At 59.2% G+C, this 24,919-nt stretch carries 20 protein-coding genes; 12 read left to right on the top strand and 8 right to left on the bottom strand.

All coding sequences use genetic code 11. The annotated features are described in order from the left end of the window. Positions 1-200 precede the first annotated feature (200 nt). Positions 201-1,913, top strand: a complete 1,713-nt coding sequence (locus tag QMX93_RS03090; protein ID WP_282352569.1) for a monovalent cation:proton antiporter-2 (CPA2) family protein — start codon at positions 201-203, stop codon at positions 1,911-1,913. On the opposite strand, the gene QMX93_RS03095 is transcribed toward QMX93_RS03090, so the two are convergent. Beyond that, on the bottom strand, positions 1,910-3,118 hold the full coding sequence (locus tag QMX93_RS03095) for an ammonium transporter (RefSeq protein WP_053122313.1): 1,209 nt from the start codon (positions 3,116-3,118) through the stop codon (positions 1,910-1,912). The genes QMX93_RS03090 and QMX93_RS03095 overlap by 4 nt on opposite strands. Positions 3,119-3,424: 306 nt before the next feature. Between QMX93_RS03095 and QMX93_RS03100 the strand changes: the two genes are divergently transcribed. The 8 genes from QMX93_RS03100 (at position 3,425) to QMX93_RS03135 (ending at position 14,751) form a co-directional block, all read left to right on the top strand. Further along, complete coding sequence (locus tag QMX93_RS03100; protein ID WP_053122315.1) at positions 3,425-3,739, top strand: YqjD family protein; 315 nt, start codon at positions 3,425-3,427, stop codon at positions 3,737-3,739. A gap of 2 nt (positions 3,740-3,741) precedes the next feature. Next, a complete protein-coding gene (locus QMX93_RS03105; protein WP_008079909.1) occupies positions 3,742-4,128 on the top strand; it encodes a phage holin family protein in 387 nt (128 codons plus the stop codon). Continuing rightward, positions 4,125-4,463, top strand: a complete 339-nt coding sequence (locus QMX93_RS03110; protein ID WP_053122317.1) for a hypothetical protein — start codon at positions 4,125-4,127, stop codon at positions 4,461-4,463. The genes QMX93_RS03105 and QMX93_RS03110 overlap by 4 nt, the downstream gene beginning before the upstream one ends. Positions 4,464-4,586: 123 nt before the next feature. After that, a complete protein-coding gene (locus QMX93_RS03115) occupies positions 4,587-5,750 on the top strand; it encodes an EAL domain-containing protein (RefSeq protein WP_282352575.1) in 1,164 nt (387 codons plus the stop codon). A 69-nt stretch (positions 5,751-5,819) separates the two neighbouring features. Then, positions 5,820-7,148: a deoxyguanosinetriphosphate triphosphohydrolase gene (locus tag QMX93_RS03120; RefSeq protein ID WP_053122321.1), complete on the top strand. Its 1,329-nt coding sequence runs from the start codon at positions 5,820-5,822 to the stop codon at positions 7,146-7,148. 329 nt (positions 7,149-7,477) lie between these two features. Then, positions 7,478-8,104 (top strand): response regulator transcription factor, encoded by a 627-nt coding sequence (locus QMX93_RS03125; protein ID WP_053122385.1) that lies wholly within the window; start codon positions 7,478-7,480, stop codon positions 8,102-8,104. Positions 8,105-8,112: 8 nt separating this feature from the next. After that, entirely contained in the window at positions 8,113-11,757 is a 3,645-nt protein-coding gene (locus tag QMX93_RS03130; protein ID WP_282352577.1) for a transporter substrate-binding domain-containing protein, read from the top strand. Between the two features lie 48 nt (positions 11,758-11,805). Then, positions 11,806-14,751 carry an HD domain-containing phosphohydrolase gene (locus QMX93_RS03135; RefSeq protein ID WP_282352579.1) on the top strand — a complete coding sequence of 982 codons (2,946 nt, stop codon included), beginning with the start codon at positions 11,806-11,808 and terminating at the stop codon, positions 14,749-14,751. Here the strand turns inward: QMX93_RS03135 and QMX93_RS03140 are convergent, their stop codons facing one another. Both QMX93_RS03140 and QMX93_RS03145 read right to left on the bottom strand, forming a co-directional pair. After that, complete coding sequence (locus tag QMX93_RS03140; protein ID WP_282352582.1) at positions 14,752-15,234, bottom strand: GAF domain-containing protein; 483 nt, start codon at positions 15,232-15,234, stop codon at positions 14,752-14,754. Then, complete coding sequence (locus QMX93_RS03145) at positions 15,231-16,121, bottom strand: ATP-binding protein (RefSeq protein ID WP_282352585.1); 891 nt, start codon at positions 16,119-16,121, stop codon at positions 15,231-15,233. The genes QMX93_RS03140 and QMX93_RS03145 overlap by 4 nt, the downstream gene beginning before the upstream one ends. 166 nt (positions 16,122-16,287) lie before the next feature. Here QMX93_RS03145 and QMX93_RS03150 point away from each other — a divergent pair, with 166 nt between their 5' ends. Next, positions 16,288-18,609, top strand: a complete 2,322-nt coding sequence (locus QMX93_RS03150; RefSeq protein ID WP_282352587.1) for a response regulator — start codon at positions 16,288-16,290, stop codon at positions 18,607-18,609. On the opposite strand, the gene QMX93_RS03155 is transcribed toward QMX93_RS03150, so the two are convergent. The 3 genes from QMX93_RS03155 to msrB all read right to left on the bottom strand — a co-directional run bounded on the left by QMX93_RS03155 (position 18,593) and on the right by msrB (position 20,116). Further along, entirely contained in the window at positions 18,593-19,054 is a 462-nt protein-coding gene (locus QMX93_RS03155) for a MarR family transcriptional regulator (protein ID WP_053122367.1), read from the bottom strand. The two genes, QMX93_RS03150 and QMX93_RS03155, sit on opposite strands and share 17 nt — an antisense overlap. Continuing rightward, entirely contained in the window at positions 19,051-19,536 is a 486-nt protein-coding gene (locus QMX93_RS03160; protein ID WP_053122369.1) for a glutathione peroxidase, read from the bottom strand. The genes QMX93_RS03155 and QMX93_RS03160 overlap by 4 nt, the downstream gene beginning before the upstream one ends. Positions 19,537-19,720: 184 nt before the next feature. Beyond that, positions 19,721-20,116 (bottom strand): peptide-methionine (R)-S-oxide reductase MsrB, encoded by a 396-nt coding sequence (gene msrB, locus QMX93_RS03165; RefSeq protein WP_053122371.1) that lies wholly within the window; start codon positions 20,114-20,116, stop codon positions 19,721-19,723. Positions 20,117-20,342: 226 nt separating this feature from the next. On the opposite strand from msrB, the gene QMX93_RS03170 reads away from it, so the two are divergent. Further along, entirely contained in the window at positions 20,343-21,554 is a 1,212-nt protein-coding gene (locus QMX93_RS03170) for a pyridoxal phosphate-dependent aminotransferase (protein ID WP_016770856.1), read from the top strand. A 305-nt stretch (positions 21,555-21,859) separates the two neighbouring features. Next, complete coding sequence (htpX, locus tag QMX93_RS03175) at positions 21,860-22,747, top strand: protease HtpX (RefSeq protein ID WP_053122372.1); 888 nt, start codon at positions 21,860-21,862, stop codon at positions 22,745-22,747. 84 nt (positions 22,748-22,831) lie between these two features. On the opposite strand, the gene QMX93_RS03180 is transcribed toward htpX, so the two are convergent. Together QMX93_RS03180 and QMX93_RS03185 are read right to left on the bottom strand one after the other, a co-directional pair. Further along, entirely contained in the window at positions 22,832-23,266 is a 435-nt protein-coding gene (locus QMX93_RS03180) for a DoxX family protein (RefSeq protein WP_053122374.1), read from the bottom strand. A gap of 109 nt (positions 23,267-23,375) precedes the next feature. Further along, positions 23,376-24,797 carry a transglycosylase SLT domain-containing protein gene (locus QMX93_RS03185; RefSeq protein ID WP_282352594.1) on the bottom strand — a complete coding sequence of 474 codons (1,422 nt, stop codon included), beginning with the start codon at positions 24,795-24,797 and terminating at the stop codon, positions 23,376-23,378. Between the last annotated feature and the right edge of the window lie 122 nt (positions 24,798-24,919).

Consider the following 24,919-nt stretch of genomic DNA (forward strand, 5'->3'; position numbering starts at 1 on the left):
GACCACAAAAAGAGTGCGCCTATTCTAGGCCGCAGCGCAAAACCCGTCGACCCACCGCCGCCCAAAGGCTTGAGCCTTTCCGACAGCGCTTTCGCGCAAAACCCTGATGCAAATCAGTCCGCAGAAATCGCAATTACGTGATCCTCCCGCTCTTTTTGCCTCTACGCTTGAACAGCCAGAGCCTGACATCGGAGTGTCTAGTGTTTGCCAACCTGTTGATCATCCTCGCCTCGTCCCTCGTGGTGATTGCCCTGTTCCGCCGTCTGCGATTGCCACCGGTGCTGGGTTACCTATTCGTGGGTTTGCTGGTCGGGCCGAGTGCTTTCGACTGGGTCAACGAGAGTGAGCATCTGCCGGACGTGGCTGAATTGGGCGTGGTGTTCCTGCTGTTTTCGCTCGGGCTGGAATTTTCTCTATCGAAGATGATTGCGTTGCGCCAAGTGGTATTCCGGCTGGGCAGTCAGCAGGTGCTGATCAGCACCGCGCTTCTGGGTCTGATCCTGATTTTGCTGGGCATGCCGGTGACGCCCGCTTTGTTGCTCGGCGCCGGGCTGTCGTTGTCGTCAACGGCGATTGTCACCAAGGAACTCGGCAGTCTCGGCGAAGTGTTCAGCAGCCACGGCCAGAACGCGATCGGCGTGTTGCTGTTTCAGGACGTGGTGGCGGTTTTGCTACTGACGCTGGTGCCGGTGTTCGCCGGCAGCAGCGCACAGGCCTGGTACTGGGCCCTGCCCCTGACGCTGGCGAAAACCGTGGTGCTGTTTGTCGGTCTGCTGCTCGCCAGTCGCTGGTTGCTGCCACGGCTGTTTCATGAGGTGGCGGCTTCGCGCTCCGCGGAATTATTCGTGCTGTTGGCGCTGGTGATCGTGCTGCTGACGGCGTGGCTGACGCACTTGCTCGGCTTGTCCCCTGCCCTCGGCGCGTTTCTCGCCGGCATGTTGCTCGGCGAGAGTCATTACCGGCATCAGATCGAAGCCGATATCCGGCCGTTCCGCGACATCTTGCTCGGGGTGTTTTTCGTCAGCATCGGCATGCTGATCGACCTGCAACTGTTTGTCAGCGATGGCTTGCTGATTCTTGGGCTCACGGTCGGTTTGATGGTGATCAAGGGGATCGTCGTCGCGCTACTGGTGAAGTGGCGCGGTAGCGATAGCGAAACCGCGTGGCGCAGCGGTCTCGCCTTGGCCCAGGGCGGCGAGTTCTGCTTCGCGCTGATGGCGCAGATGCAGCAAAGCAGTCTGCTGCCGGAAAGACTCGGCGCCTTGCTGCTGGCGGCGACGTTCTGCTCGATGGTGCTGACGCCGCTGCTGTTACGCGCCGCACCACGCATCGCCGCTGCCCTGCACCGCAAGCCCAATCAGGAAGCGCAGATCGAAGAAATCAGCGCGCTCAACGCTGACCTCGACAAGCACGTGGTGATCTGTGGCTACGGTCGTGTCGGCCAATCCATCGGCCGCTTCATGCGCAACGCCGGACAACCGTTCATTGCTTTGGACAATGATCCGGTTCGCGTTCAGGAAGCGGCCTCTGGCGAGAGCGATGTGCATTATGGGGATTCCGCGCGCGGCGATCTGCTCACCGCCGTCGGCCTGTTGCGCGCCCGCTTATTGGTGATCGCCGTCGATCAAAGCGATGTCGCCCTGGGCATTCTTAAAGAAGCGCGCCGACTCAACACGCACATACCGATTCTGGTGCGCACCCGCGACGACAGCCAATGGAGTGAACTGAAAGCCGCCGGCGCCACCGAAGTGGTGCCGGAGTTGTTGGAGTCGAGCCTGATGCTCGCCTCACACGCGTTGATCATGCTCGGTCTGCCCGCACACCAAGTGCAGGAACAAGTCGATCAAGTGCGCATCGACCGCTATCGCCTGTTGCACGGTTTTTATCCCGGTGCCGACGATGAAGAAGCCTAGTCCTGACTCACCGCGCCAATCTTGTGCAGCGACAGATCCGCGCCGTAATACTCTTGTTCCTGACTCAGGCGCAGCCCATGCAAGGCCTTGATCGCGCCGTACACGACAAAGCCACCGATCAGCGCTACCGCGACGCCGAGTGCGCTGCCGAGCAACTGGCTGATCAGGCTGACGCCGCCGAGGCCACCGAGCGCGGTCTGGCCGAAGATGCCACAGGCAATCCCGCCCCATACACCACACAAACCATGCAACGGCCACACACCCAATACGTCGTCGATACGCCATTTCACCTGCGCAGCGGTAAAGCACCAGACAAACAGCGCACCGGCAATCGCGCCGGTGACCAATGCGCCCACCGGGTGCATCAAGTCGGAACCGGCACAGATCGCTACCAACCCGGCCAAGGGGCCGTTGTGCAGGAAGCCCGGGTCATTGCGCCCGACGATCAACGCCGCCATGGTGCCGCCGACCATCGCCATCAACGAGTTGACTGCCACCAGCCCACTGACGCCTTGCAGCGTCTGCGCGCTCATCACGTTGAAGCCGAACCAGCCGACAATCAGAATCCACGAGCCCAGCGCGAGAAACGGAATGCTCGACGGTGCAAACGCCACCAAGCGTCCATCGCGATAACGTCCATTGCGCGGGCCGAGCAACAACACCGCCGCCAGCGCCAGCCAGCCGCCCATCGCATGCACCACCACGGAACCGGCGAAGTCATGGAACGGCGCGCCGAACTGCGCCGTCAGCCACGCTTGCAGACCGTAGTTGCCGTTCCAGATCATCCCTTCGAAAAACGGATAGATGAACGCCACGATCAGTGCCGTCGCGCACAACTGCGGAACGAAGCGCGCGCGCTCGGCAATGCCACCGGAAATGATCGCCGGGATCGCCGCCGCGAAGGTCAGCAGGAAGAAAAACTTCACCAAGCCATAACCGTGATCAGCGTTGAGTACCGCCGCCGGTTGCATGAAGGTCACGCCGTAAGAGAGCCAATAGCCTATAAAGAAATAGGCCAGGGTCGAGACGGCGAAATCGCTGAGGATTTTCGCCAAGGCGTTGACCTGGTTTTTCTGGCGAACCGTACCGACTTCCAGAAAGGCGAAACCGGCGTGCATCGCCAGCACCATCACTGCACCGATCAAAATGAACAAGGTGTTGGAGCTGTGCACCAGGGTGTCCACAGCGCTTTGCAGATTTTCCATAAGCAGGCAGACCTAAAGGCGAAAAAGGCACCAAAGCGGTTCATGCGGGCATTTCATGCACCAAGTTGCGACCACGCAGTCACTGAAGGGATTTGTCAGTGAACTGCTTTGGCGCACGAGGTCGATGTCCTGACACGTACCGGGATTATTTGAGTTAAGGTTTTCCAGCGCGTACGCCCGGCAACAGCGCACAGCGACCGGGCCACGCACCACGAGATAGCAAAAGTTGTACCAGTCATTTGTACTGAACCTTCGCGCAAGGCTCATACTCGAACGCATCAGAAAGCCAACTACGGAGATCCACCCATGGCCAGCATCAAGGCAAAGACTGCTCAAGAAATCCTGATGAACGACTTCCAGACACTGGTCGCCGACACCGAACGGTTGCTCGAGCACACCGCCACCCTGGCCGGCGATCAGGCAGATGAACTGCGTGAGCAGATCCACGACAGCCTGTTGCGCGCCCGCGAAACCCTGAAGCTGACCGAAGACACCCTGCGCGAACGCGGTCAGGCTGCGGTTTCCGCTACCGAAGACTACGTGTCGGCCAACCCTTGGCAATCGGTGGGGATCGCCGCTGGCGTCGGCTTCCTCATTGGCCTGCTGGCCACTCGGCGCTGATCATGTCGATCGGTGAATCCGGCCCGACAGCGGGCACCGCCTCCTCCACGCGGCGTCTGGGCGCCGCCGTTCTCGGTCTGCTGCACAGCCATGTCGAATTGTTCGGCATCGAATTGCAGGAGCAGAAATCACGTACCGTCAGCCTGTTGCTGTTCGCGGGTCTGGCGCTGGTCTTTGCCCTGTTGTTGCTGGTGGGTTTATCGACGTTGGTGATGATCATCTTCTGGGACACCTATCGTCTTGCCGCGATCATTGGCCTGTGCGTCTTTTACACCCTGGCCTCGATCTTCTGCGGGCTGCGCCTGAAAGCCGCGATCTTCGATGAGTCCTCGCCTTTCCACGGCACGCTCGAAGAGCTGGCCAACGACCGGGAGCGCCTATTGCCATGAGCCTGCCTCAACTTCCGCACAATGGTTCGCGACGGGAAATGCGCAAGGCACTGATCCGTCTGCGCATGGAAATGCACCGTCAGGAAATCCGCCACGAAACCGCGCAAGTGCTGCAACCCCTGCAGCGCATGCGCGGCATGACGCAAAACCTGCAAGGCGGCTTCGGCATCAAACACGCGCCGTTATGGGGTGTGGCGGCGGTAACGCTGCTGGGTTTCATCACCGGCAAAGGCGCGAAAAGCGGCGGCGTCGGTGGTCTGACCCGTCTGATCCGTCTCGGCACCAGCCTTGGGCCATTGATCAGACTGGTCATGCAAAGCTCTGGCAAACGCTGAACTGACGCATCTGGCTACATTCTTGCAACACCGGCGGGATGAACCTCTTATCCAGAGGTTCAATCCTGCATGCCTACCCGGTCGGCAGGGTTCAACCAGAACAAGAACGACTAAGGAGGCCCCGTGATCGACGGGCAACCGCTCGCCTGCTTTCAGCCTTTTATCGATACTGCCACCGGACGCATTGCCGGCGTTGAAGCATTGGGCCGCCTGCGTCAGGCTGATGGACAACTGAATTCGGTCGGGCCGCTTTTCGCCGACCCGCGCGTGCCAGCCATTGCCCTGCGCCGCCTCGACCGGCAGATCCGTGACAACGCCTTGAGCCGTCTGCATGAAGCGCCGACAGACTGGTTTCTCAGCCTGAACATGTCGCCACGCTGGATCAGTCGTCTGCGCCCCGACCAAGCCTTGCCCAGTCTCAAGCAACTGGCTCGGCATGATGTCGATCCGCAGCGGATCGTCTTCGAAATCACCGAACTAGGCGGCAATAGCCAACGCCTGGCCGAAGTGGTCGCGCGCTATCGTCAGGCCGGAGCGCGAATCGCCATTGATGACTTTGGCGCGGGCTATTCGCAGCTTGATCGAGTGCTGGCCTTGCAGCCAGACATCCTCAAACTCGACATGCGCCTGTTCCAGGCGGCCGCGTTGGGCGGGCCCAGCAGTGACGTGGTCAAAGCGCTGGCACAGATGGCAGAAAAGACCGGCTGCTGGATCATCGCCGAAGGTGTCGAGACCGAAGCGCAGCTGAATTTTGCCCTGGAGTGTGGCTCGCGTTACGTGCAGGGTTTTCTGTTCGCACGTGCCCAGCAAGACTTCTTCCCCGCCGACGCATTTGTGCAACGCTTCGCTGAACTTCGCCAACGCTATGTCAGGCAGAAGCTCAACGAACGCGGGCGATTGATGCAGATGCGCCAGCAACTCAGCGAACTGATGACGATCCTGCAAACCTGGGCTCAGGCCCGCGCGCCCTTGACTGCATTGCCGCAACTGGATGCCTTTCCGTGGCTGCTGCGGTTTTACCAATGCGACCGCCACGGCACACAACTGACGCCCAATCTGGAATGGCGGCAGAACGGCTGGTTCGCCGACAACCGCTATCTGGGGCACAACTGGTCGTGGCGCCCGTACTTCTATCATCTGCTCGCCGAAGGCTGGGAAGAACGCCGTCTGACCCTGTCGAACACCTACCGCGATGCCACCAGCAACCAGTACTGCCTCACCGCCGGACAGTTTTTCGACAATGGTGAACGACTGCTGCTGATCGATATTGATGCGGCGGGACTGTAGTTCCGCTTGCAGGCACGGGGCTGAACCGGGAAGCTAGGGCATCAGTTATCCAGACGGAGAGAATCAGCCTTGGATTGGCAGACCCTGCTCAACCGCGAACGCCTCGGAAAGCCGCTGCACAGCCCGCAAGAACTCGGCCGCAGCCCTTTTCACAAAGACCATGACCGCATTATTTTCTCCGGCGCGTTTCGTCGCCTGGGACGCAAGACGCAAGTGCACCCGGTCACCAGCAACGATCACATTCACACGCGCCTTACCCACTCGCTGGAAGTCAGTTGCGTCGGCCGCTCGCTGGGCATGCGCGTCGGCGAAACCCTGCGCAGTGCTCTGCCGGAATGGTGCGACCCCGCTGACCTCGGTATGGTCGTGCAATCGGCGTGTCTGGCTCATGACATCGGTAATCCGCCATTCGGCCATTCCGGCGAAGATGCGATTCGCCACTGGTTCCAACAGGCTGCCGGACGTGGCTGGCTCGATGGCATGAGCGAGGCCGAGCGCGGAGACTTCCTCAATTTCGAAGGCAACGCCCAGGGTTTCCGCGTGCTCACGCAACTGGAATACCACCAGTTCGACGGTGGTACGCGTCTGACCTACGCCACCCTCGGCACCTACCTGAAATACCCGTGGACTGCGCGTCACGCCGATTCCCTCGGTTACAAAAAGCACAAGTTCGGCTGCTACCAGAGCGAATTGCCGCTGCTCGAGCAGATCGCTCATAAACTAGGTCTGCCGCAAATCGAAGACCAGCGCTGGGCGCGTCATCCATTGGTGTATCTGATGGAAGCCGCCGACGACATCTGCTACGCGCTGATCGACCTCGAAGACGGCCTCGAGATGGAGCTGCTGGAGTACGCCGAGGTCGAATCGCTGCTGCTCGGTCTGGTCGGTGACGACCTGCCGGAAACCTATCGCCAGCTCGGCCCGCAGGATTCACGTCGGCGCAAACTGGCTATCCTGCGCGGCAAAGCCATCGAACACCTGACAAACGCGGCGGCGCGAGCCTTCGTCGAACAGCAAGACGCCCTCCTCGCCGGCACCTTGCACGGCGATCTGGTGGAACACATGCACGGTCCGGCCAAGCGTTGCGTACTGAATGCCAAGGACATTGCGCGCAAAAAGATCTTTCAGGACAAGCGCAAAACCCTGCATGAAATCGGCGCGTACACCACGCTGGAAATCCTCCTCAACTCGTTTTGTGGCGCGGCGCTGGAACAACACAATGGCCGCACGCCGTCGTTCAAAAGCCGCCGCATCCTCGACTTGTTGGGCAATAACGCGCCGGATCCACAGGCGTCGTTACACAGTTCGTTTCTGCGCATGATCGATTTCATCGCCGGCATGACCGACAGCTACGCCAGCGACATGGCACTGGAAATGACCGGGCGCTCCAGTCATTGATCCGTTTGCACCCGACCGGCGCCGGTCGGGTGTAACCATTATCGAAGGTCTCTGCTAGCTATGATGCACCCTCTTTTGCGGCGCAATTCAAACAAATATTAAACACACTATAAAACCCCAGTTGCGACCCGCACTTGCAAAACACTCTGCGCAAACCCGCGACATTTGAAACAGCCCTTCCTTACGTCAAACCTAATCACCCGTAGTCCCATTCCCAAGTAATTGTAGGAATTATCCTATAACGCACCTAGAGCCATGTCCGCTCATACGAGCGTTCATACATCTGAGCTAAGGTGCGCGCTTTATTCGTGCTTGTATGGGATTTGATTATGAACTCCGTTTTTATTGTCGACGATCACCCGGTCATCCGTCTTGCCGTTCGCATGCTGCTGGAACATGAAGGCTATAAGGTCGTCGGCGAAACCGATAATGGGGTCGATGCCATGCAAATGGTGCGCGAGTGCATGCCTGACTTGATCATCCTCGACATCAGCATCCCCAAGCTCGACGGGCTCGAAGTGCTGGCCCGCTTCAACGCCATGGGTTCCTGCCTGAAAACCCTGGTGCTCACCGCCCAGTGCCCGACTTTGTTCGGCATTCGCTGCATGCAGTCCGGCGCTTCGGGTTACGTGTGCAAGCAGGAAGACTTGAGTGAACTGGTCAGTGCAATCAAGGCAGTACTTTCCGGTTACAACTATTTCCCGAGTCAGGCATTGAATCCTGTACGTAGCGATGACATTCGTTATGCTGAACTTGAATTATTCAAATCGGTCAACGACCGCGAACTCATGGTGTTACAACTATTTGCCCAGGGTCGTACTAACAAGGAAATCGCCAAAGGCATGTTTCTCAGTAATAAAACCGTGAGCACTTACAAAAAACGCTTAATGCAAAAACTCAAAGCCAAATCCCTTGTTGAACTAATCGAAATGGCCAAACGTAACGCACTCGTGTGAGAGCCCGCATGCCCAGTCGTTTAAAGGACTATTTAATAGCGTTGAGTGCAAGCCTGTTGCTGAGCTCAAACGTGTTCGCCATGGTTGGCGAATCACCGGTGTATGCCTTATTCAGTCGTTCGACCGGCGAATCGCTATCGGTCACCTTCGAGGCGTCGCAACGACAGTGGTTGCACACCCGCAGCGAACTGGTGCTGGGCACCTCGGCACCGGATTACCCGCCGTTCGACATGACCGTCAGTGGCCGCGATTATGAAGGCCTGACTGCCGACTACGCCGGTTTCCTCAGCGAAGCCACCGGACTGCCGATCCGCATTCAACGTTTCCCCTCGCGGGATGCCGCTATTCGCGCGTTGCTGGATGGCCAGGTCGACCTGCTCGGAACGGCGAACGGCTACGAAGCCGGCAACGCCAATCTGGCTCTGTCCGAGCCCTACGCGGTCGACCAGCCGGTGCTGGTGACACGCGAAGGCGAAACCCGCTCCCTGAGCGAAGGCTTGGCTGGCCTGCGTTTGAGCATGGTTTATCACTATTTGCCGCTGGCCGAGGTCAAGGCGCTGTACCCCAAAGCGCTGATCACCTGCTATCCGTCGTACCAGAACGCAATTAACGCGGTGGCATTCGACCAGGCCGATGTCTTTCTCGGCGACACCCTGTCCACGCACTACATGATCAACAAGGGTTACCTCAACAACGTGCGCATGGCCAACTTCGGCAAACAGGAAGCCCAAGGGTTCAGCTTCGCCGTGCGCCGCAACAATCCGCAGCTGCTGGACGTCATCAACACGGTACTCAAAGCGGTGCCGCGCAGTGTGCGCGAGAACATCGCCAAACGCTGGAGCGCCGGCAGCGACATGTTGCTGACCGATCAGAAACTGCAATTGACCCGCCGCGAAGAGGCCTGGCTCAAGCAGCATCCCGTGGTCAGCGTACTGGTCAACGAGGCTTACGCGCCGCTGACGTTCTTCGACGGCGATGGCAATTTTCGCGGCATCAGCGCCGACCTGCTGGAGCTGATCCGTCTGCGTACCGGCCTGCGTTTCGACATCCGACGCAGCCGCAATGATGCCGAAATGGTCAAACAGATCGACAACCACCAGGCCGACCTCATCGCCGCGCTTCTGCCGACCGCCGAGCGCGAAGAGACCCTGACTTTCAGTCGCCCTTATCTGGAAAACTCTTACGTCCTGCTGACCCGCAAGAGTGCGGGCAGCCCGACCAATCTGGGCCAGCTCAAAGACAAACCGATCGCGATTGCGCAAGGCAATCCAATGGTCGAGTACCTGCGCCGCGAATTTCCACGCATCCAGTTGATCGAGACACCGGACACCTTCAGCGCGGTTTCGCTGCTGGCCGAAGGTCATGTTGAAGGCGCGGTGAATTCTCTGGTGATCGCCAACTACTTCATCTCTTCGCGGATTTTCGAGCGGGCGCTGCAGATCACCACCACCATCGGCACCGGTCAGGCTGCCTTTTCTCTGGCCACGGCGCGCGACAATACCGAGCTGAGTTCGATCATCAACAAAGCCCTGCTGAGCATCGCCCCCGAAGAACTGGGTGTGATCAATGGTCGCTGGCGCGGCTACACTTCGGCCTCGCAGAACACCTGGCGCAATTATCAACGCCTGTTCTATCAAGTTATCGGGGCTGCCGGCGTGGTTTTGCTGTTGTTGCTGGCGTGGAACGCTTATATGCGCCGCCAGATCAACCAGCGCAAAGCCGCGGAACGGGCGCTCAACGACCAGTTCGAATTCATGCGTTCACTGGTCAATGGCACGCCGCACCCGATCTACGTGCGTGACCGGCAAGGACTGTTGCAAAGCTGCAATGACAGCTACCTCGAAGCCTTCAACGCCAAACGAGAAGACGTGATCGGCAAAAGCGTCATGCAGGGCACGCTGAGCAACGCCTTCGAAGCCCAGGCATTCCAGGCGGATTATCAGCGAGTCATCGCCCAAGGCAAGCCGCTGGTGCTCGACCGTCCCTTGCACATCGGCAATCGGCGGCTGACGATCTATCACTGGATCCTGCCCTATCGTGACTCCAGCGCAGACGTGCAAGGCATCATCGGCGGCTGGATCGACATCAGCGAACGCCGCCAGCTGTTCGAGGAACTGCGCACGGCCAAAGAGCAGGCCGACGATGCGAATCGTGCGAAAAGTACCTTTCTGGCGACGATGAGCCACGAGATCCGCACGCCAATGAATGCGGTCATCGGCATGCTCGAACTGACGCTCAAACGCATGGATCAGCAGCACCCCGGTCGCTCATCGATCGACACCGCCTACCACTCGGCCAAGGATCTGCTGGGTCTGATCGGCGATATTCTGGATATCGCGCGAATCGAATCCGGGCGCCTGAGCCTGAGCCCGGAGCGGGTCAACCTGGTCGAAACGGTGGCGTCTGTTACGCGCATCTTCGATGGTCTGGCGCGGCAAAAAAACCTGTCACTGCACATGACGTTCAACCCGCCGCAACTGGCGGTCGACGTGCAACTGGATCCGCTGCGCTTCAAGCAAGTGCTGTCAAACCTGATCAGCAACGCGATCAAATTCACCGAGCACGGCCAAATCAGGATCACTCTCGATCTGATGAAAACCGACGATCCGGCGCGTTCATTGATGCAACTGACCGTACAAGACAGTGGCGTGGGCATTAGCGCCGAAGATCAGCAGCGTCTGTTCGAGCCTTTTGCCCAAGCGGAGAACAGCGCTCAGCAAGCCCGCAGTGGCGCGGGTCTGGGTCTGGTGATCAGTCGCAGCCTGTGCGAAATGATGGGTGGAAAACTGCAGTTGAGCAGCCATCCCGGGATCGGCACTCAGGTGTGTATTTCCCTGCCATTGGAAACATTTCCCGCCGAAGTGATCACCCGCAAAGCCGAGCCGCCGATCAAGGCATCACTCGCCCCACTCAACGTATTGGTGGTGGATGATCACCCCGCCAATCGTCTGCTGATGTGTCAGCAACTGGAGTTTCTGGGACACCAGTGCAGCCTCGCCGAAAACGGCAGCAGCGGACTGGACATGTGGAAAGCAGGTCAATTCGATCTGGTGATCGCCGACTGCAACATGCCGTTGATGAACGGCTATGACCTGACCCGCGCGATACGCCTGCATGAGCAGCAGAACCATAGCCCGCCGTGCACGGTGTTGGGTTTCACCGCCAATGCTCAGCCCGAGGAAATCCTGCGCTGTAAACAGGCCGGGATGGACGACTGCCTGTTCAAGCCCTTGAGCCTGAGCCAACTGAGCCACTGGGTGGACGGCATCACCCCGGCCCCTCAATCGCCGGCATTCAACCTGCAAAGCCTGAACTTGCTGACCGGCGGCAACCCTGCACAGGGTCGGCGATTGTTGGCCGAGTTGCTCAAAAGCAGCCGCCTCGACCGTGAAGAATTACTCGCGCTGTCGCCGCAGAACGACTGCCAGGCATTGGCGCTGGTCGCCCACAAGATCAAAGGCGCGGCACGCATTGCACAGGCTTCGCGAGTGATCGAATGCTGCGACGCACTGGAACAAGCCTGCAACCAGTCAATGTCGGCAGACGAGATTGCGCGGCGCTGTGCGGCGAGCAATCAGGTGATGCTCGAACTGGAGCAGGCGTTGCAGCAACAATTGGCATTGGCCGACCAAGGCAAAATGACTGTGCCTTAACTATGCTTGGGCGCTGAGCAGTGAGTTAAACCTTTTGGAGAGCCAGAAATGCCCAGCCCACTGCGCCCGGAACAACGCCGGTTCCCTCTGCATGTGCACATCAGCGTCATGTTTACGTTTCTATTGCTGCTTACCGGGGTGATCCTGGGACTGTTCAATTACCGACAGACCACGCAAATCATCCTCTCGAGCAGCGAAAAGCTGTTCAACCGCATCGAACAGGATGTACGCGTCGACCTGCACGCTACCTATCAGCCGATTCGCCATCTGCTCAGCCTGCTGGCAGACAACCCAGCCACACAGGCCTTGGCGCTGGAACAGCGGCTGCCTTTGCTCAGGCCATTCAGCCAGTCACTGACGGACAATCCGGATCTGGCCTCGCTGTATCTGGGTTATGCAAACGGTGATTTCTTCATGGTGCGACCGTTGCGCAATGGTGCTTTGAAAACCCTGCTCAAAGCACCGGAGGCCGCCGCGTTTCAGGTCTGGAGCATTGAGCACGGTGCCGATGGCCAGCCACGGTCGCAATCGCTGTTCTTTGATCAATCGCTCACGCCGATCACCCGGCAGGACAACCCCGAAGACCTTTATGACCCGCGTACCCGCGCCTGGTTTACCAGCGCCCGACAGCAGGCCGAGCAAATCACCACCGAACCCTACGTATTTTTCTCCACCCACAATGTCGGCACCACCCTCGCCCGGCGCAGTGGCGAAAACGCCGTGATTGGCGCCGACCTGACGCTGGAAGCGCTGTCCGCGACGCTGACCAAACACGTGGTCACCCCGGCCACCGAAATCGCCTTGTTCGATGCTGACGGCAATGCCGTGGCCTACCCCGACAGCAGCCGTCTGATCGTCGACGATCGCACCGCACGGCTGGCCAAGGTGACTGATCTCAGTCCGCAATTGCATGCGTTGCTGTCCGGCGCGCACAAAGGCAATCGCCTGGAATCCGAAGGTCGCCAATGGATCGTCGCCCGCAGTAGCATGCAGGAAGGTGGGCCGCGTGGTCTGCAATTGGCCTTGCTGGTGCCAGAGGACGAGTTGCTGGTCGACGCCTATCGCATGCGCTGGCAAGGTGCGCTGATTACCCTCGCGACGTTACTGCTGTGCCTGCCGCTGGGCTGGTTGATCTCACGAATTCTGGTCAAACCCCTGCACGCGCTGGTCAAGGAGGCCGACGCGATCCGCAGTTTCGATTTCAATTTCCCCCTGACCCGGCGCTCGCCAGTGCTTGAAGTTGATCAATTGAGTGTGTCGATGGCGCGAATGAAAGACACGCTGGCGAGTTTCTTCCGCATCACCGACAGCCTTTGTGCCGAAACCCGATTCGCGCCGCTGTTACAGCGAGTGCTGTTCGAAACCGTGCAGATCGCCCAGGCTCAGGCAGGCCTGATCTACCTGCGCGAAAGCGACGGCAACCGCATGGAACCTTACGGGGTGGTCATCGACGGCACCGCGCAAACCCTCGAAGATTTCGCTATTCAGGGCCACGACCTGCAGGCACATCAAGGTCCGGCATGGTTTCAAGAGCTGGCACACGCCGACAACGTGGTGAGCAACCTGGGTTTCGAACAGGCCGGCGACCTGCAAAAAGTCTTGCTCGCGATGGCTTCGCCGCGCGTGCACCTGATCGGCATTCGCCTGCGCAACCGCCACAACGAAACCATCGGCCTGCTGATCTTGCTGGTGAACGACAGCGGCACGTCCGCCGATCTGGAAAAACTGCGACCGGATCGCATCGCCTTTCTCCAGGCCGTGTCCGGCGCCGCCGCGGTGAGCATCGAAAGCCAACGGTTGCAGGCCAAACAGAAACAACTGCTGGACGCCTTCATTCAATTGCTGGCCGGCGCCATCGATGCAAAAAGCCCCTACACCGGCGGCCATTGCCAGCGCGTGCCGGAACTGACCCTAATGCTCGCTCATGCGGCGGCAGCCAGTCACGACCCAGCCTTCAAGGCCTATCAACCCAGCGAAGATGAATGGGAGGCGCTGCACATTGCCGCGTGGCTGCACGATTGCGGCAAGGTCACCACGCCTGAATACGTGGTCGACAAGGCCACCAAACTGGAGACCATCAACGACCGTATCCATGAGATTCGCACCCGCTTTGAGGTGCTCAAACGCGATGCCTGGATCAGCTACTGGCAAGCACTGGCCATGGGCGGTAACGAAGAACAGCTGAGCGTTTTGCGCGACACCACGTTGTCGGCACTGGATGACGATTTCGCCTTCGTCGCCCGCTGCAATCTGGGCAGTGAGGCGATGGCCGAAGCGGATCTGCAACGACTGAATGAGCTGGGCCAGCGCACATGGATGCGCACACTCGACGATCGTTTGGGGGTGTCATGGGAAGAAAACCGTCGCCAGTCGCGAACCTCGGCGCCGACTCTGCCGGTGCGGGAAAAACTGCTGGCGGACAAGCCCGAACACTTGCTCGAACGCGCCGACAGTGAGCTGATTCCGGAAGACAATCCGTGGGGGTTCAAACTCGACGTGCCACGCTACAAATACAACCGCGGCGAGTTGTACAACCTGAGCATCACCCGCGGCACGCTGACCCGCGAAGAACGCTACATCATCAACCATCACATGGTGCAGACGATCCTGATGCTCAGCCACCTGCCCTTCCCCGGGCATCTGGACAGCGTCGCGGAAATCGCCGGCGGCCATCATGAAAAAATGGACGGCACCGGTTATCCGAAACGTCTGAAACGCGAAGAAATGAGCCTGCCGGCACGGATGATGGCGATTGCCGATATTTTCGAGGCACTGACGGCGGCAGATAGGCCTTACAAAAAGGCCAAATCCTTGAGCGAGGCGCTGAATATCATGGCGACAATGAGCCACGAGTCGCACATTGATCCTGAGCTGTTCGGCCTGTTCATCAACGAAGGCGTGTATTTGCAGTACGCCACGCGCTTTCTTGATCCGCTGCAGATCGATGCGGTGGATCCCGCCAGCCTGCTCCGCAAGGCTGGCGTCAGCGCATGATCAGCAGTCGGTCAGGCGCAGGAAAATCGCCGCCAGTTGCTCGATGCCGGCCTGATCGTCAGCGCCAAAACGCGCCAGCTTCGGGCTGTCGAGGTCGAGCACGCCAATCAGGCGACCGTCCTTGACCAACGGCACGACCAGTTCACTGTTCGACGCGCTGTCGCAAGCGATATGGCCGGGAAACGCGTGAACGTCTTCGACTCGCTGCGTCTGCAAGGTTGCCGCCGCTGCGCCGCAGACACCGCGACCAAACGGAATGCGCACGCAAGCGATCTGCCCTTGAAACGGGCCGAGCACCAGCTCTTCGTTGCGGTTGAGGTAGAAACCCGCCCAGTTCAGGTCATCGAGCTGGTTAAACAGGAACGCCGAAAACTGCGCGGCGTTGGCGATGAAATCGCCTTCGTCCGCCAGCAGCGATTCCAGTTGCGCGGCCAACATGCCATAGCCTTCGAGACCTTGGCCGCTTTGTTGCAAATCAATCATGCCTTGTGCTCCAACAATTTCAGTCCCACCCAGTAGCGGGCGAATTGGTACGCGCAACGTCCGTTGCGATTGCCGCGGCCAGTGGCCCAACGCACGGCGAGGATGTCCAGCTCTTCGTCGCGCTGCCAGCTCAGATTGGCTTTGGCGGCCAACTGGCCGATCCAGTGTTCAACGACGTCGAGGAAGTGTTCTTGGGTGAATGGGTAGAACGACAGCCACAGGCCAAAGCGATCCGACAGAGCAATCTTGTCCTCCACCGCTTCGCTTGGGTGCAACTCACCGTCGACGCGTTTCCAGTTTTCGTTGTCGCTTTCCTTCTCCGGCACCAGGTGGCGACGGTTCGATGTGGCGTACAACAAGACATTGTCCGGCGCCTGTTCCAGCGAGCCGTCCAGCACGCTTTTCAGCACGCGGTAATCGCCTTCACCGGATTCGAACGACAAGTCATCGCAGAACAACACAAAGCGCTGTGGCAGTTTGCCGATCTGCTCGACCACGCGCGGCAGGTCGGCCAGATGATCGCGTTCGATCTCGATCAAACGCAGGCCGGCTGCGGCGTGTTCCGCCAGCAGTGCGCGCACCAGCGACGATTTACCAGTGCCACGCGAGCCCCACAACAAGGCGTGGTTGGCCGGCATGCCGTCGAGGAATTGCTGGGTGTTGCGGCCCAGTTGTTCGAGCTGACGATCAACGCCGATCAGGTCGGACAGACGCATGTCGAGGCTGACTTCCAGCGGCAGCAAATAACCGCTGCGCCCGTCACGCTGCCAGCGCGCGGCCAGGCAAGTGTTCCAGTCGATCACCGGACGCGGTGCCGGCAACAAGGGTTCGATCCGCGCCAGAACCGACTCGGCGCGTTCAAGAAAAGCATTCAATCGGGAATCCACGTCTTTTCCTCGGGCTCGTTCACAGTGATGATGGCGATCCAGCCACGACACACAGACTTAAAGTCCCGCACCCAGCCTTGTTACAAGGCGATTCGGGAACCTCGGTATCCATACATGATCGACTATGCTTGAGCAGCGAAGGGAAACGGAAGTGGTTCAACACCCCATGGATATCAAATTCACCCAACGGCTGTCGTACAAGCAAGCCAAGCTTACTGTGCTGGTCGGGTTCATTCTGGGCACGCTGCTCAGCCTGCTGCAAATCGGCATCGATTATGCCAGTGAAGACGCTTCCATCAACCGTGAAATCCTGTCTTTGCTGGAAATCAGCCACAATCCGGCGTCTCGCATCGCTTACAACATCGACGCCGAACTGGCCCAGGAACTCACCCTCGGCCTGCTACGTTCGCCGGCCATCATTTCCGCGCAACTGACCGATAACAACGATACGGTGCTGGCCAGCGTCAAACGTCCCGAGCTGCAAAGCGGCTACCGGATGATCAGCGATGCCCTGTTCGGCGCCAAACGCCAGTTCGAAGACCGCCTCTACCTCGACCACCTGCCCACCGAATCGCTAGGGGTGCTGAGCCTTGAAGTCGACACCTACGCCTTTGGCAGCCGCTTTCTGCGCCGGGCGGAAATCACCTTGCTCAACGGTTTCGCCCGCAGCCTGATTCTTACCGGCATTCTGCTGGCGTTGTTCTACGTGATGCTCACCAAACCACTGGTGCGGGTGATTCGCGAACTCAGCAGTCGCGATCCGCGCAGCGCAGAACCGACAACTCTGGAATGCCCCGCCGGGCATGCCAATGACGAAATTGGTGTGCTGGTCAAAGTCGCCAATCAGCAATTCGAAAACATCGCCACGGAAATCCAGCAGCGCCGCAACGCGGAAAACCGCCTGACCGATTACCTCAGCCAACTGGAAACCATCGTTTCCTCGCGCACCGCTGAACTCAAGGCGATCAACACGCGGCTCAGCCAATCCAATCAGGAGCTCGAAGTCGCCCGCAGCACCGCGTTGGACATGGCCGAGGCACGCTCGGCGTTTCTCGCCAACATGAGCCATGAAATCCGCACGCCGCTCAACGGCTTGCTGGGGATGATTGCGCTATCGCTGGACGGCCCGCTGAACGCCGAACAGCAACAACAACTGGCGATCGCCCACGACTCGGGCAAAGTGCTGGTGGAATTGCTCAACGATATTCTCGATCTGTCGAAATTCGATGCCGGGCAACTGGAGCTCGAACACATTCCGTTCGACCTCGGTGCGCTGGTCGAGGACACCGCCAATCTGCTCTCGCAGAATGCTGCGCCGAGCGTCGAACTGACCTGCCTGATCGATCCGCACTTCCCCGCGCTGGTACTCGGCGACCCGACCCGGGTTCGGCAGATCGTCAGCAACCTGCTGTCGAACGCGCTGAAGTTCACCCGTTTCGGTCGCGTCGATGTGCGCTTGTCGGCCTATAAGGATGGCGTGCGCATCGAAGTCTGTGACACCGGGATCGGCATCGCGCAGGAAGCGCAGGTGAAAATCTTCCAGCCGTTCACTCAGGCTGGCGCTGGCATCACCCGGCAATATGGCGGCACCGGGCTGGGTCTGGCATTGACCTACAACCTGTGCGAAGCCATGCAGGGCCGTCTGACGATCAGTTCGGAGGCCGGTTTCGGCAGCCAGTTCTGTGCCGAACTGCCGCTGCCCAGCCATACCCGCGCGATCGCTCCGGCACCGCTGCACGGCAAAGTCCTCGCCATCACCGCTGGCAGCAGTGGCCTGGCAGAACTGCTGAAAAGTTTGCTGCCGGGCTGGGGCATCGAATACGACCAGTGCACGATTGATGATTCATTGCTGGGCCGCACGCCTGACGTATTGATCACCGATTGCCCGGAATGCCTGTTCGGCCTGCGCCCCACCATTAAGGCGCCGATTTTACTGGTCACCGCTTATGGCAGTTTTCTGCCCAGCGAAGAAGCCGCGGCGCTGGCGCCACTGCAGCAGCAGGCGCGACCGCTGGCTCGCAACGCGCTGTATCAGAATCTGCGCAGAACCTTGCAAGCGGACATCACCGACGTCGGTGACACACCTCTTGAGGCTGCACCCTCGCTTCGACGCGCTCGGGTTCTGTTGGTCGAGGACAACCCGGTCAATCAACTGGTGGCCAAAGGCATGCTCGGCAAGCTTGGCTGCGAAGTGGTGGTCGCGGCTCACGGTGCCGAGGCGTTGGATCAACTGGAATTCCATGATTTCGACATGGTGCTGATGGACTGCAACATGCCGGTGATGGACGGCTACGAAGCGAGTCGGCAGATTCGCCAGAGCGGGCGCTGGCCACAATTGCCGATCGTCGCCCTGACCGCCAACGCCATGTCCGAAGAACGTGAACGCTGCCGCGCGGCGGGCATGAGCGACTATCTGGCCAAACCGTTTCGCCGCGAAGAACTGGCAGCGCTGCTTGATCAATGGGTGCCGATTACGCCAAAGCCTTGATCTGCCCGAGCAAGTGATCGAGGCCGTTGCGCAATTCGTTGAGCCGGTCGAGATCCACGCCGCTGTCGCACAACAATTTTGCTTTGAGCGGCCCGACCTGCTCACGCAATGCTTGTCCGGCGGCGGTCAGGCTCAAATGCACCTCTCGCTCATCGCGGGCCGAACGCTGGCGCTGCACCCATTGCATTTGCTCCAGACGCTTGAGCAGCGGCGTCAGCGTCCCGGAATCCAGTGCCAGACGTTCGCCCAGCGCTTTCACCGTCGGTTGCTCCGGGGCGCTTTCCTGCCACTCCCACAACACCAGCATCACCAGATATTGCGGATAGGTCAGGCCGAGCTGATCAAGCATCGGCTTGTAGGCGCGAATCACTGCGCGGGATGCGGCGTACAGCTTGAAACACAACTGGTTGTCGAGCTGCATCGAATCGACGGACAGGCTGTTCATTTCAGCAGCGCTTCGATCTCGCCGTTCAGATCCTGTGGTTTGGTGGTCGGGGCGAAACGCTTGACCAGTTGACCATCCTTGCCGATCAGGAACTTGGTGAAATTCCACTTGATGCCCTGCGAACCCAGCAGACCCGGCGCACGCTTTTTCAATTGCACGAACAGCGGGTGCGCATCGGCGCCGTTGACGTCGATCTTCTTGAACAGCGGGAAACTCACGCCGAAATTCAGCTCGCAGAACTCACTGATCGCGCCTTCATTGCCCGGCTCCTGCTTGCCGAACTGATTGCACGGAAAGCCCAGCACCACCAGGCCCTGATCCTTGTAGGTCTGCCACAGTTCTTCGAGTCCTTTGTATTGCGGGGTGAAACCGCACTTGCTCGCCGTGTTGACCACCAGCACGGCTTTACCGGCGTAGTCGGCCAGGGTCTTTTGCTCACCCTTGATGGTGGTGCACGGGATATTCAGCAGGTTGTCGCTCATGGGTCGGGCTCCGCAGGAAGTGGCAAAGGGCAAACATAGCGAGCAATTAAATTGTGTGCAATTTAATTTATCGGATTCCCCCCTGTAGGAGCTGCCGAAGGCTGCGATCTTTTGACGTTGTTTTTTAAAGCAAGATCAAAGGATCGCAGCCTTCGGCAGCGCCTACAGGGGTTTTATCGTGAGGTTACTCGCGTGGTTCGAGGTTCAGGCACACCGAATTGATGCAATAACGCAGACCGGTCGGCGGCGGGCCGTCCGGGAACACGTGGCCCAGGTGCGCGTCACAGCGCGCGCATTTCACTTCAGTGCGAATCATGCCGTGAGTGGTGTCTCGGATTTCGGTCATCGCGCTTTCGCCGATGGGCGCGTAGAAGCTCGGCCAGCCGCAGCCGGAGTCGAATTTGGTCTTGGAATCGAACAGTGGCTCATTGCAGCACACGCAATGATAAACACCGTCGGTTTTGGTCGCATTGTACTTGCCGGAGAACGGTCGTTCGGTCGCACTGAGACGGCAAACGTTGTACTGCTCGGGGTCGAGCATCTCACGCCATTCTTCCAGGGTTTTTTCCAACTTTTCCATCATCACACCTCAGCGGCTGAAAAAGCCCGATCTGTACCTTTTCCACGGATCGAGCGGCACGTATGATTGCGCCTCATTTGATGCCAGTCTGGCAGCCGCGTTACATGCACTCAAACGGATTTTTTGCAGCGTGACGTTCCGGCACCCGGTTGGCATGCAAACGCAGGAATCCCAGTACGGTAGTTCATACAGCGTCTGGATCGTTCATTTTCGGGATCACATCGCCATGCAGTTCAGCAAATCGAACAAGCTCGCCAACGTCTGCTACGACATTCGCGGCCCGGTGCTCAAGCACGCCAAACGTCTGGAAGAGGAAGGCCAGCGCATCCTCAAGCTGAATATCGGCAACCCGGCACCGTTTGGTTTCGAGGCGCCGGACGAAATTCTTCAGGATGTGATCCGCAACCTGCCGACCGCGCAAGGCTACAGCGATTCCAAAGGCCTGTTCAGCGCGCGCAAAGCGGTGATGCAGTACTACCAGCAGAAGCAGGTTGAAGGTGTCGGCATCGAAGACATCTACCTGGGCAACGGCGTGTCCGAGCTGATCGTGATGTCGCTGCAGGCGCTGCTCAACAACGGCGACGAAGTGCTGGTGCCGGCCCCGGACTATCCGCTGTGGACGGCGGCCGTGAGCCTGGCGGGTGGTAACGCCGTGCATTACCTGTGCGACGAAGGCGCCGACTGGTTCCCGGATCTGGCCGACATCAAGGCCAAGATCACCCCGAATACCAAAGCAATGGTGATCATCAACCCGAACAACCCGACCGGCGCGGTGTATTCGAAGGAAGTGTTGCTGGGCATGCTGGAAATCGCCCGCGCGCACAACCTGGTGGTGTTCTCCGACGAAATCTACGACAAGATCCTGTATGACGACGCCGTGCACATCTGCACCGCGTCGCTGGCCCCGGATCTGCTGTGCCTGACCTTCAACGGTCTGTCGAAGTCCTACCGCGTGGCCGGTTTCCGTTCGGGCTGGATCGCCATCTCCGGGCCGAAACACAACGCGCAGAGCTACATCGAAGGCATCGACATGCTGGCGAACATGCGTCTGTGCGCCAACGTGCCGAGCCAGCACGCGATTCAGACCGCACTCGGCGGCTATCAGAGCATCAATGATCTGGTGCTGCCGCAAGGGCGTCTGCTGGAACAACGCAATCGCACGTGGGAATTGCTCAACGACATTCCGGGCGTGAGTTGCGTCAAGCCGATGGGCGCGCTGTACGCGTTCCCGAAAATCGATCCGAAAGTCTGTCCGATCCATAACGACGAAAAATTCGTCCTCGATCTGCTGCTCTCCGAGAAGCTGCTGGTGGTGCAAGGCACGGCGTTCAACTGGCCGTGGCCGGATCACTTCCGTGTGGTCACCCTGCCGCGCGTCGATGATCTGGAAATGGCCATCGGCCGCATCGGCAACTTCCTCAAGTCCTACCGCCAGTAATAGGCCAGCAGTGCGCAACGCCCCGAACGTTGCGCACTGTCTGATTCGGCAACACTTCTGCGCCCCACCCTTTGCGTACGCCTTCTACACTTGCGACTCGTACCGATCACGTACGTCTGACGTAGTCGCGACGGGTCGCGGCTGTTTGTCATACCTGTCGGTTTACGTTGTGGGAAATGAACCTTGCACCGAAGAATTCACTGTAGGACACAGTTTGAAATAGTCACTCAGTTGAATAGCCCGCTGCAGCACCTTATATACCCCGCAGTACGCTACATCTTTAGCTTGAGGAGATTTCTACAACCATGATGCGCATCCTGCTGTTTTTGGCCACTAACCTGGCGGTCGTGCTGATAGCCAGCATCACCCTGAGCCTGTTCGGCTTCAACGGGTTCATGGCGGCCAACGGGGTTGATCTCAACCTTAGTCAGCTGCTGGTTTTCTGTGCGGTCTTTGGTTTTGCCGGTTCGCTGTTCTCGCTGTTCATCTCCAAGTGGATGGCGAAGATGAGCACCAGCACCCAGATCATCAGCCAGCCACGCACCCGGCATGAGCAATGGCTGCTGCAAACCGTCGAGCAATTGTCCCGCGAAGCCGGGATTAAGATGCCCGAAGTCGGTATTTTCCCGGCCTACGAGGCGAACGCCTTCGCCACCGGCTGGAACAAGAACGACGCGCTGGTCGCGGTCAGTCAGGGCCTGCTTGAGCGTTTTTCGCCCGATGAAGTGAAGGCCGTGCTGGCTCACGAAATCGGCCACGTGGCCAACGGTGACATGGTCACGCTGGCGTTGATCCAGGGCGTGGTGAACACCTTCGTGATGTTCTTTGCACGGATCATCGGCAACTTCGTCGACAAAGTGATCTTTAAAAACGAAGAAGGCCAAGGCATCGCCTACTACGTGGCGACCATTTTCGCCGAACTGGTGCTGGGCATTCTGGCCAGCTCGATCGTCATGTGGTTCTCGCGTAAACGCGAATTCCGTGCTGACGAAGCCGGTGCACGTCTGGCCGGTACCAGCGCCATGATCGGTGCCCTGCAGCGTCTGCGCGCCGAACAGGGCTTGCCGGTGCATATGCCGGACACCCTGAATGCTTTCGGCATCAACGGTGGCATCAAGCAGGGCTTCGCGCGCATGTTCATGAGCCACCCGCCGCTGGAAGAGCGTATCGACGCCCTGCGCCGTCGCGGTTAAACCCGGCGCAGCAAGGCAGTCGCAGTAACAAACAAAAAGGCCCGTATCTCACGATACGGGCCTTTTTTTGTCCGGGTTTTGCGATCAGCCAGCGATGGCGCGATCCACCGAGAGTTTGCCGGCGCCTTCGATCAGTACCGCGAGGCTGCCACCGAGCAGGGCCAGGGCAAATTCGTAACCGTTGTTGGCCATGAACAAACCGTTGCTGATGTGTACGGTGAAGATCGCCACCAGCGACAGGAAGGTCAGGCCCAGCGCCGCCGGACGAACCAGCAAACCGATGATCAGCGCCAGACCGGCGAAGAACTCGGTACCACCCGCCAAGGTTGCCATCAGGTAACCCGGGTGCAGACCGATGCTGTCCATGTATTGCGCGGTGCCGGACAAACCGTAACCACCGAACAGTCCAAACAGCTTTTGCGAACCGTGAGCCGCGAAGATCACACCGACAGCGATGCGCAGGATGGTCAGACCGTAACCGGCGCGGGTGAACAGGACTTTGTTGATCAGTGAGCTCATGGAAGCATTCCTTGTTTTGCGAGAAGTGTGTGTTGGTTGGCCGCTATATTAATCAGTTAATTTCATGATAAAAGCGCAATTATTCCGCCATAACAATCAAATTATTAGATCATTTCCGTGAGGCTACTTTTTGTCCTCCGGGCTCCAACGACTCCCGCTCCCGGTCGAACGCCAAGTAATACTTGTTCACGCTATTAACATAGCTGACCGGCCCCATTCCCACCTGCTCCATGGCAATGCGCTCGACCTGGAAGAACCACTGATTGGGGTTCAAGCCACGCCGTCGCGCTTCGGCGCGCATGCCTTGCACCCGCTCCGGGCCGATGTTGTAAGCCGCGAGCGTGAAGGCCATGCGCTCGCGCTCGTTGAGCTTGGGACTGTTGAAGAACTTGCGCCGGATCATCGCGAGGTATTTGGCCCCTGCCTGCACGTTGGCATCGAGATTCTGAATATTGTCGACGCCGACGCGTTGCGCGGCGGACGGGGTGATCTGCATCAGCCCGGTCGGGCCACTGCCGCTGCGCGCATTGGGTTGCAGCGCGGACTCCTTGAACGCCAGCGCCGCCAGGTTCAGCCAATCCATTTTTTGCGCGTCAGCGTGTTTTTGCAGGGTCGGGCGCAGTTTTTCCAGACGCTGGCGATCAGCCTTGGCCAATGGATAGTGAACTTGATAGAGGCGACGGTAGATGCGCAGAAACGCCGCATCTTCGTTGGACGGATTTTTGTAGCCGGTCAAGAAGCGATCAATGCTCGCCCGCAGCATCGAGGCGTCGCGGCGGACGAACCAGTACTCTTCGCCTGGCTCGCTGATCATCAACTGCCGATCAAAACGCAATTTCGGCAGGATCTTGCCCCAACGCTCAGCGATGGGTTGCTCGACGATGGTCAGGTGGAAAATCCCGCCCTGCACCATTTCCAGCACGTCTTCGACCGCCAGCGTCGGATCGACCCATTCAATCTTGATCGGCGCCAGTTTGTGCAGCGCCAGTTTCTGATTCAGTTGGCTGACGGCCTCCCCCGCTGCGCTGCCAGTCGGCAAGGCGAGGGTTTTACCGGAGAGCTGTTCAACCTTGGTGTAGCGTCGCTCGCCCTTGATGCCGACCAGGATCAGCGGCACGTTGCTGGCGATCGGTTCGCTGCTGGCCACCGCGTGACCCGGTTGCAGGTCGAGCAATTCTCCCGGCGCCACCAGATCACCTTCGCCACGCTGTAAGGCGCCGAGCAATTGATCCTTGGATTTGGGAATGATCTTGAGGGTGATTTCCTGACCGTCACGGGCGTGACCGTTGAGGTATTGCTCGAAGGCGCGCAAGCGATGGTATTCGACGCCGATCGCCTGGCCCTGGACTTCACCGGAGCTGTTGCGGCTCTGATTGACCAGCACCCGCAACACGCGACTGCTGCGGATCTCCGAGAGATCGCGCACCTTGGCGGCCGGCACGGCTTGCAGCGGCCCGGGCAGGCGTGCAACCGCCGTCATCGGCAGCAGCAACGATCCACACAACAGCAACAAAACCGAGGGACGAACCATCCACTCTCCGGAAAGAATACGGGGCAATTTCACCGCTGAACGGTCGAAATCACCGACGAAAACAGAGCGCCTGGAGCGCTGGCAAGGTGCGAGAGACTGGCACAGCGTTGGCATTGCTGCCA

It is taken from the genome of Pseudomonas sp. PS01303, from assembly GCF_029959385.1.
GTDB classification, from domain to species: Bacteria; Pseudomonadota; Gammaproteobacteria; order Pseudomonadales; family Pseudomonadaceae; genus Aquipseudomonas; species Aquipseudomonas rustica.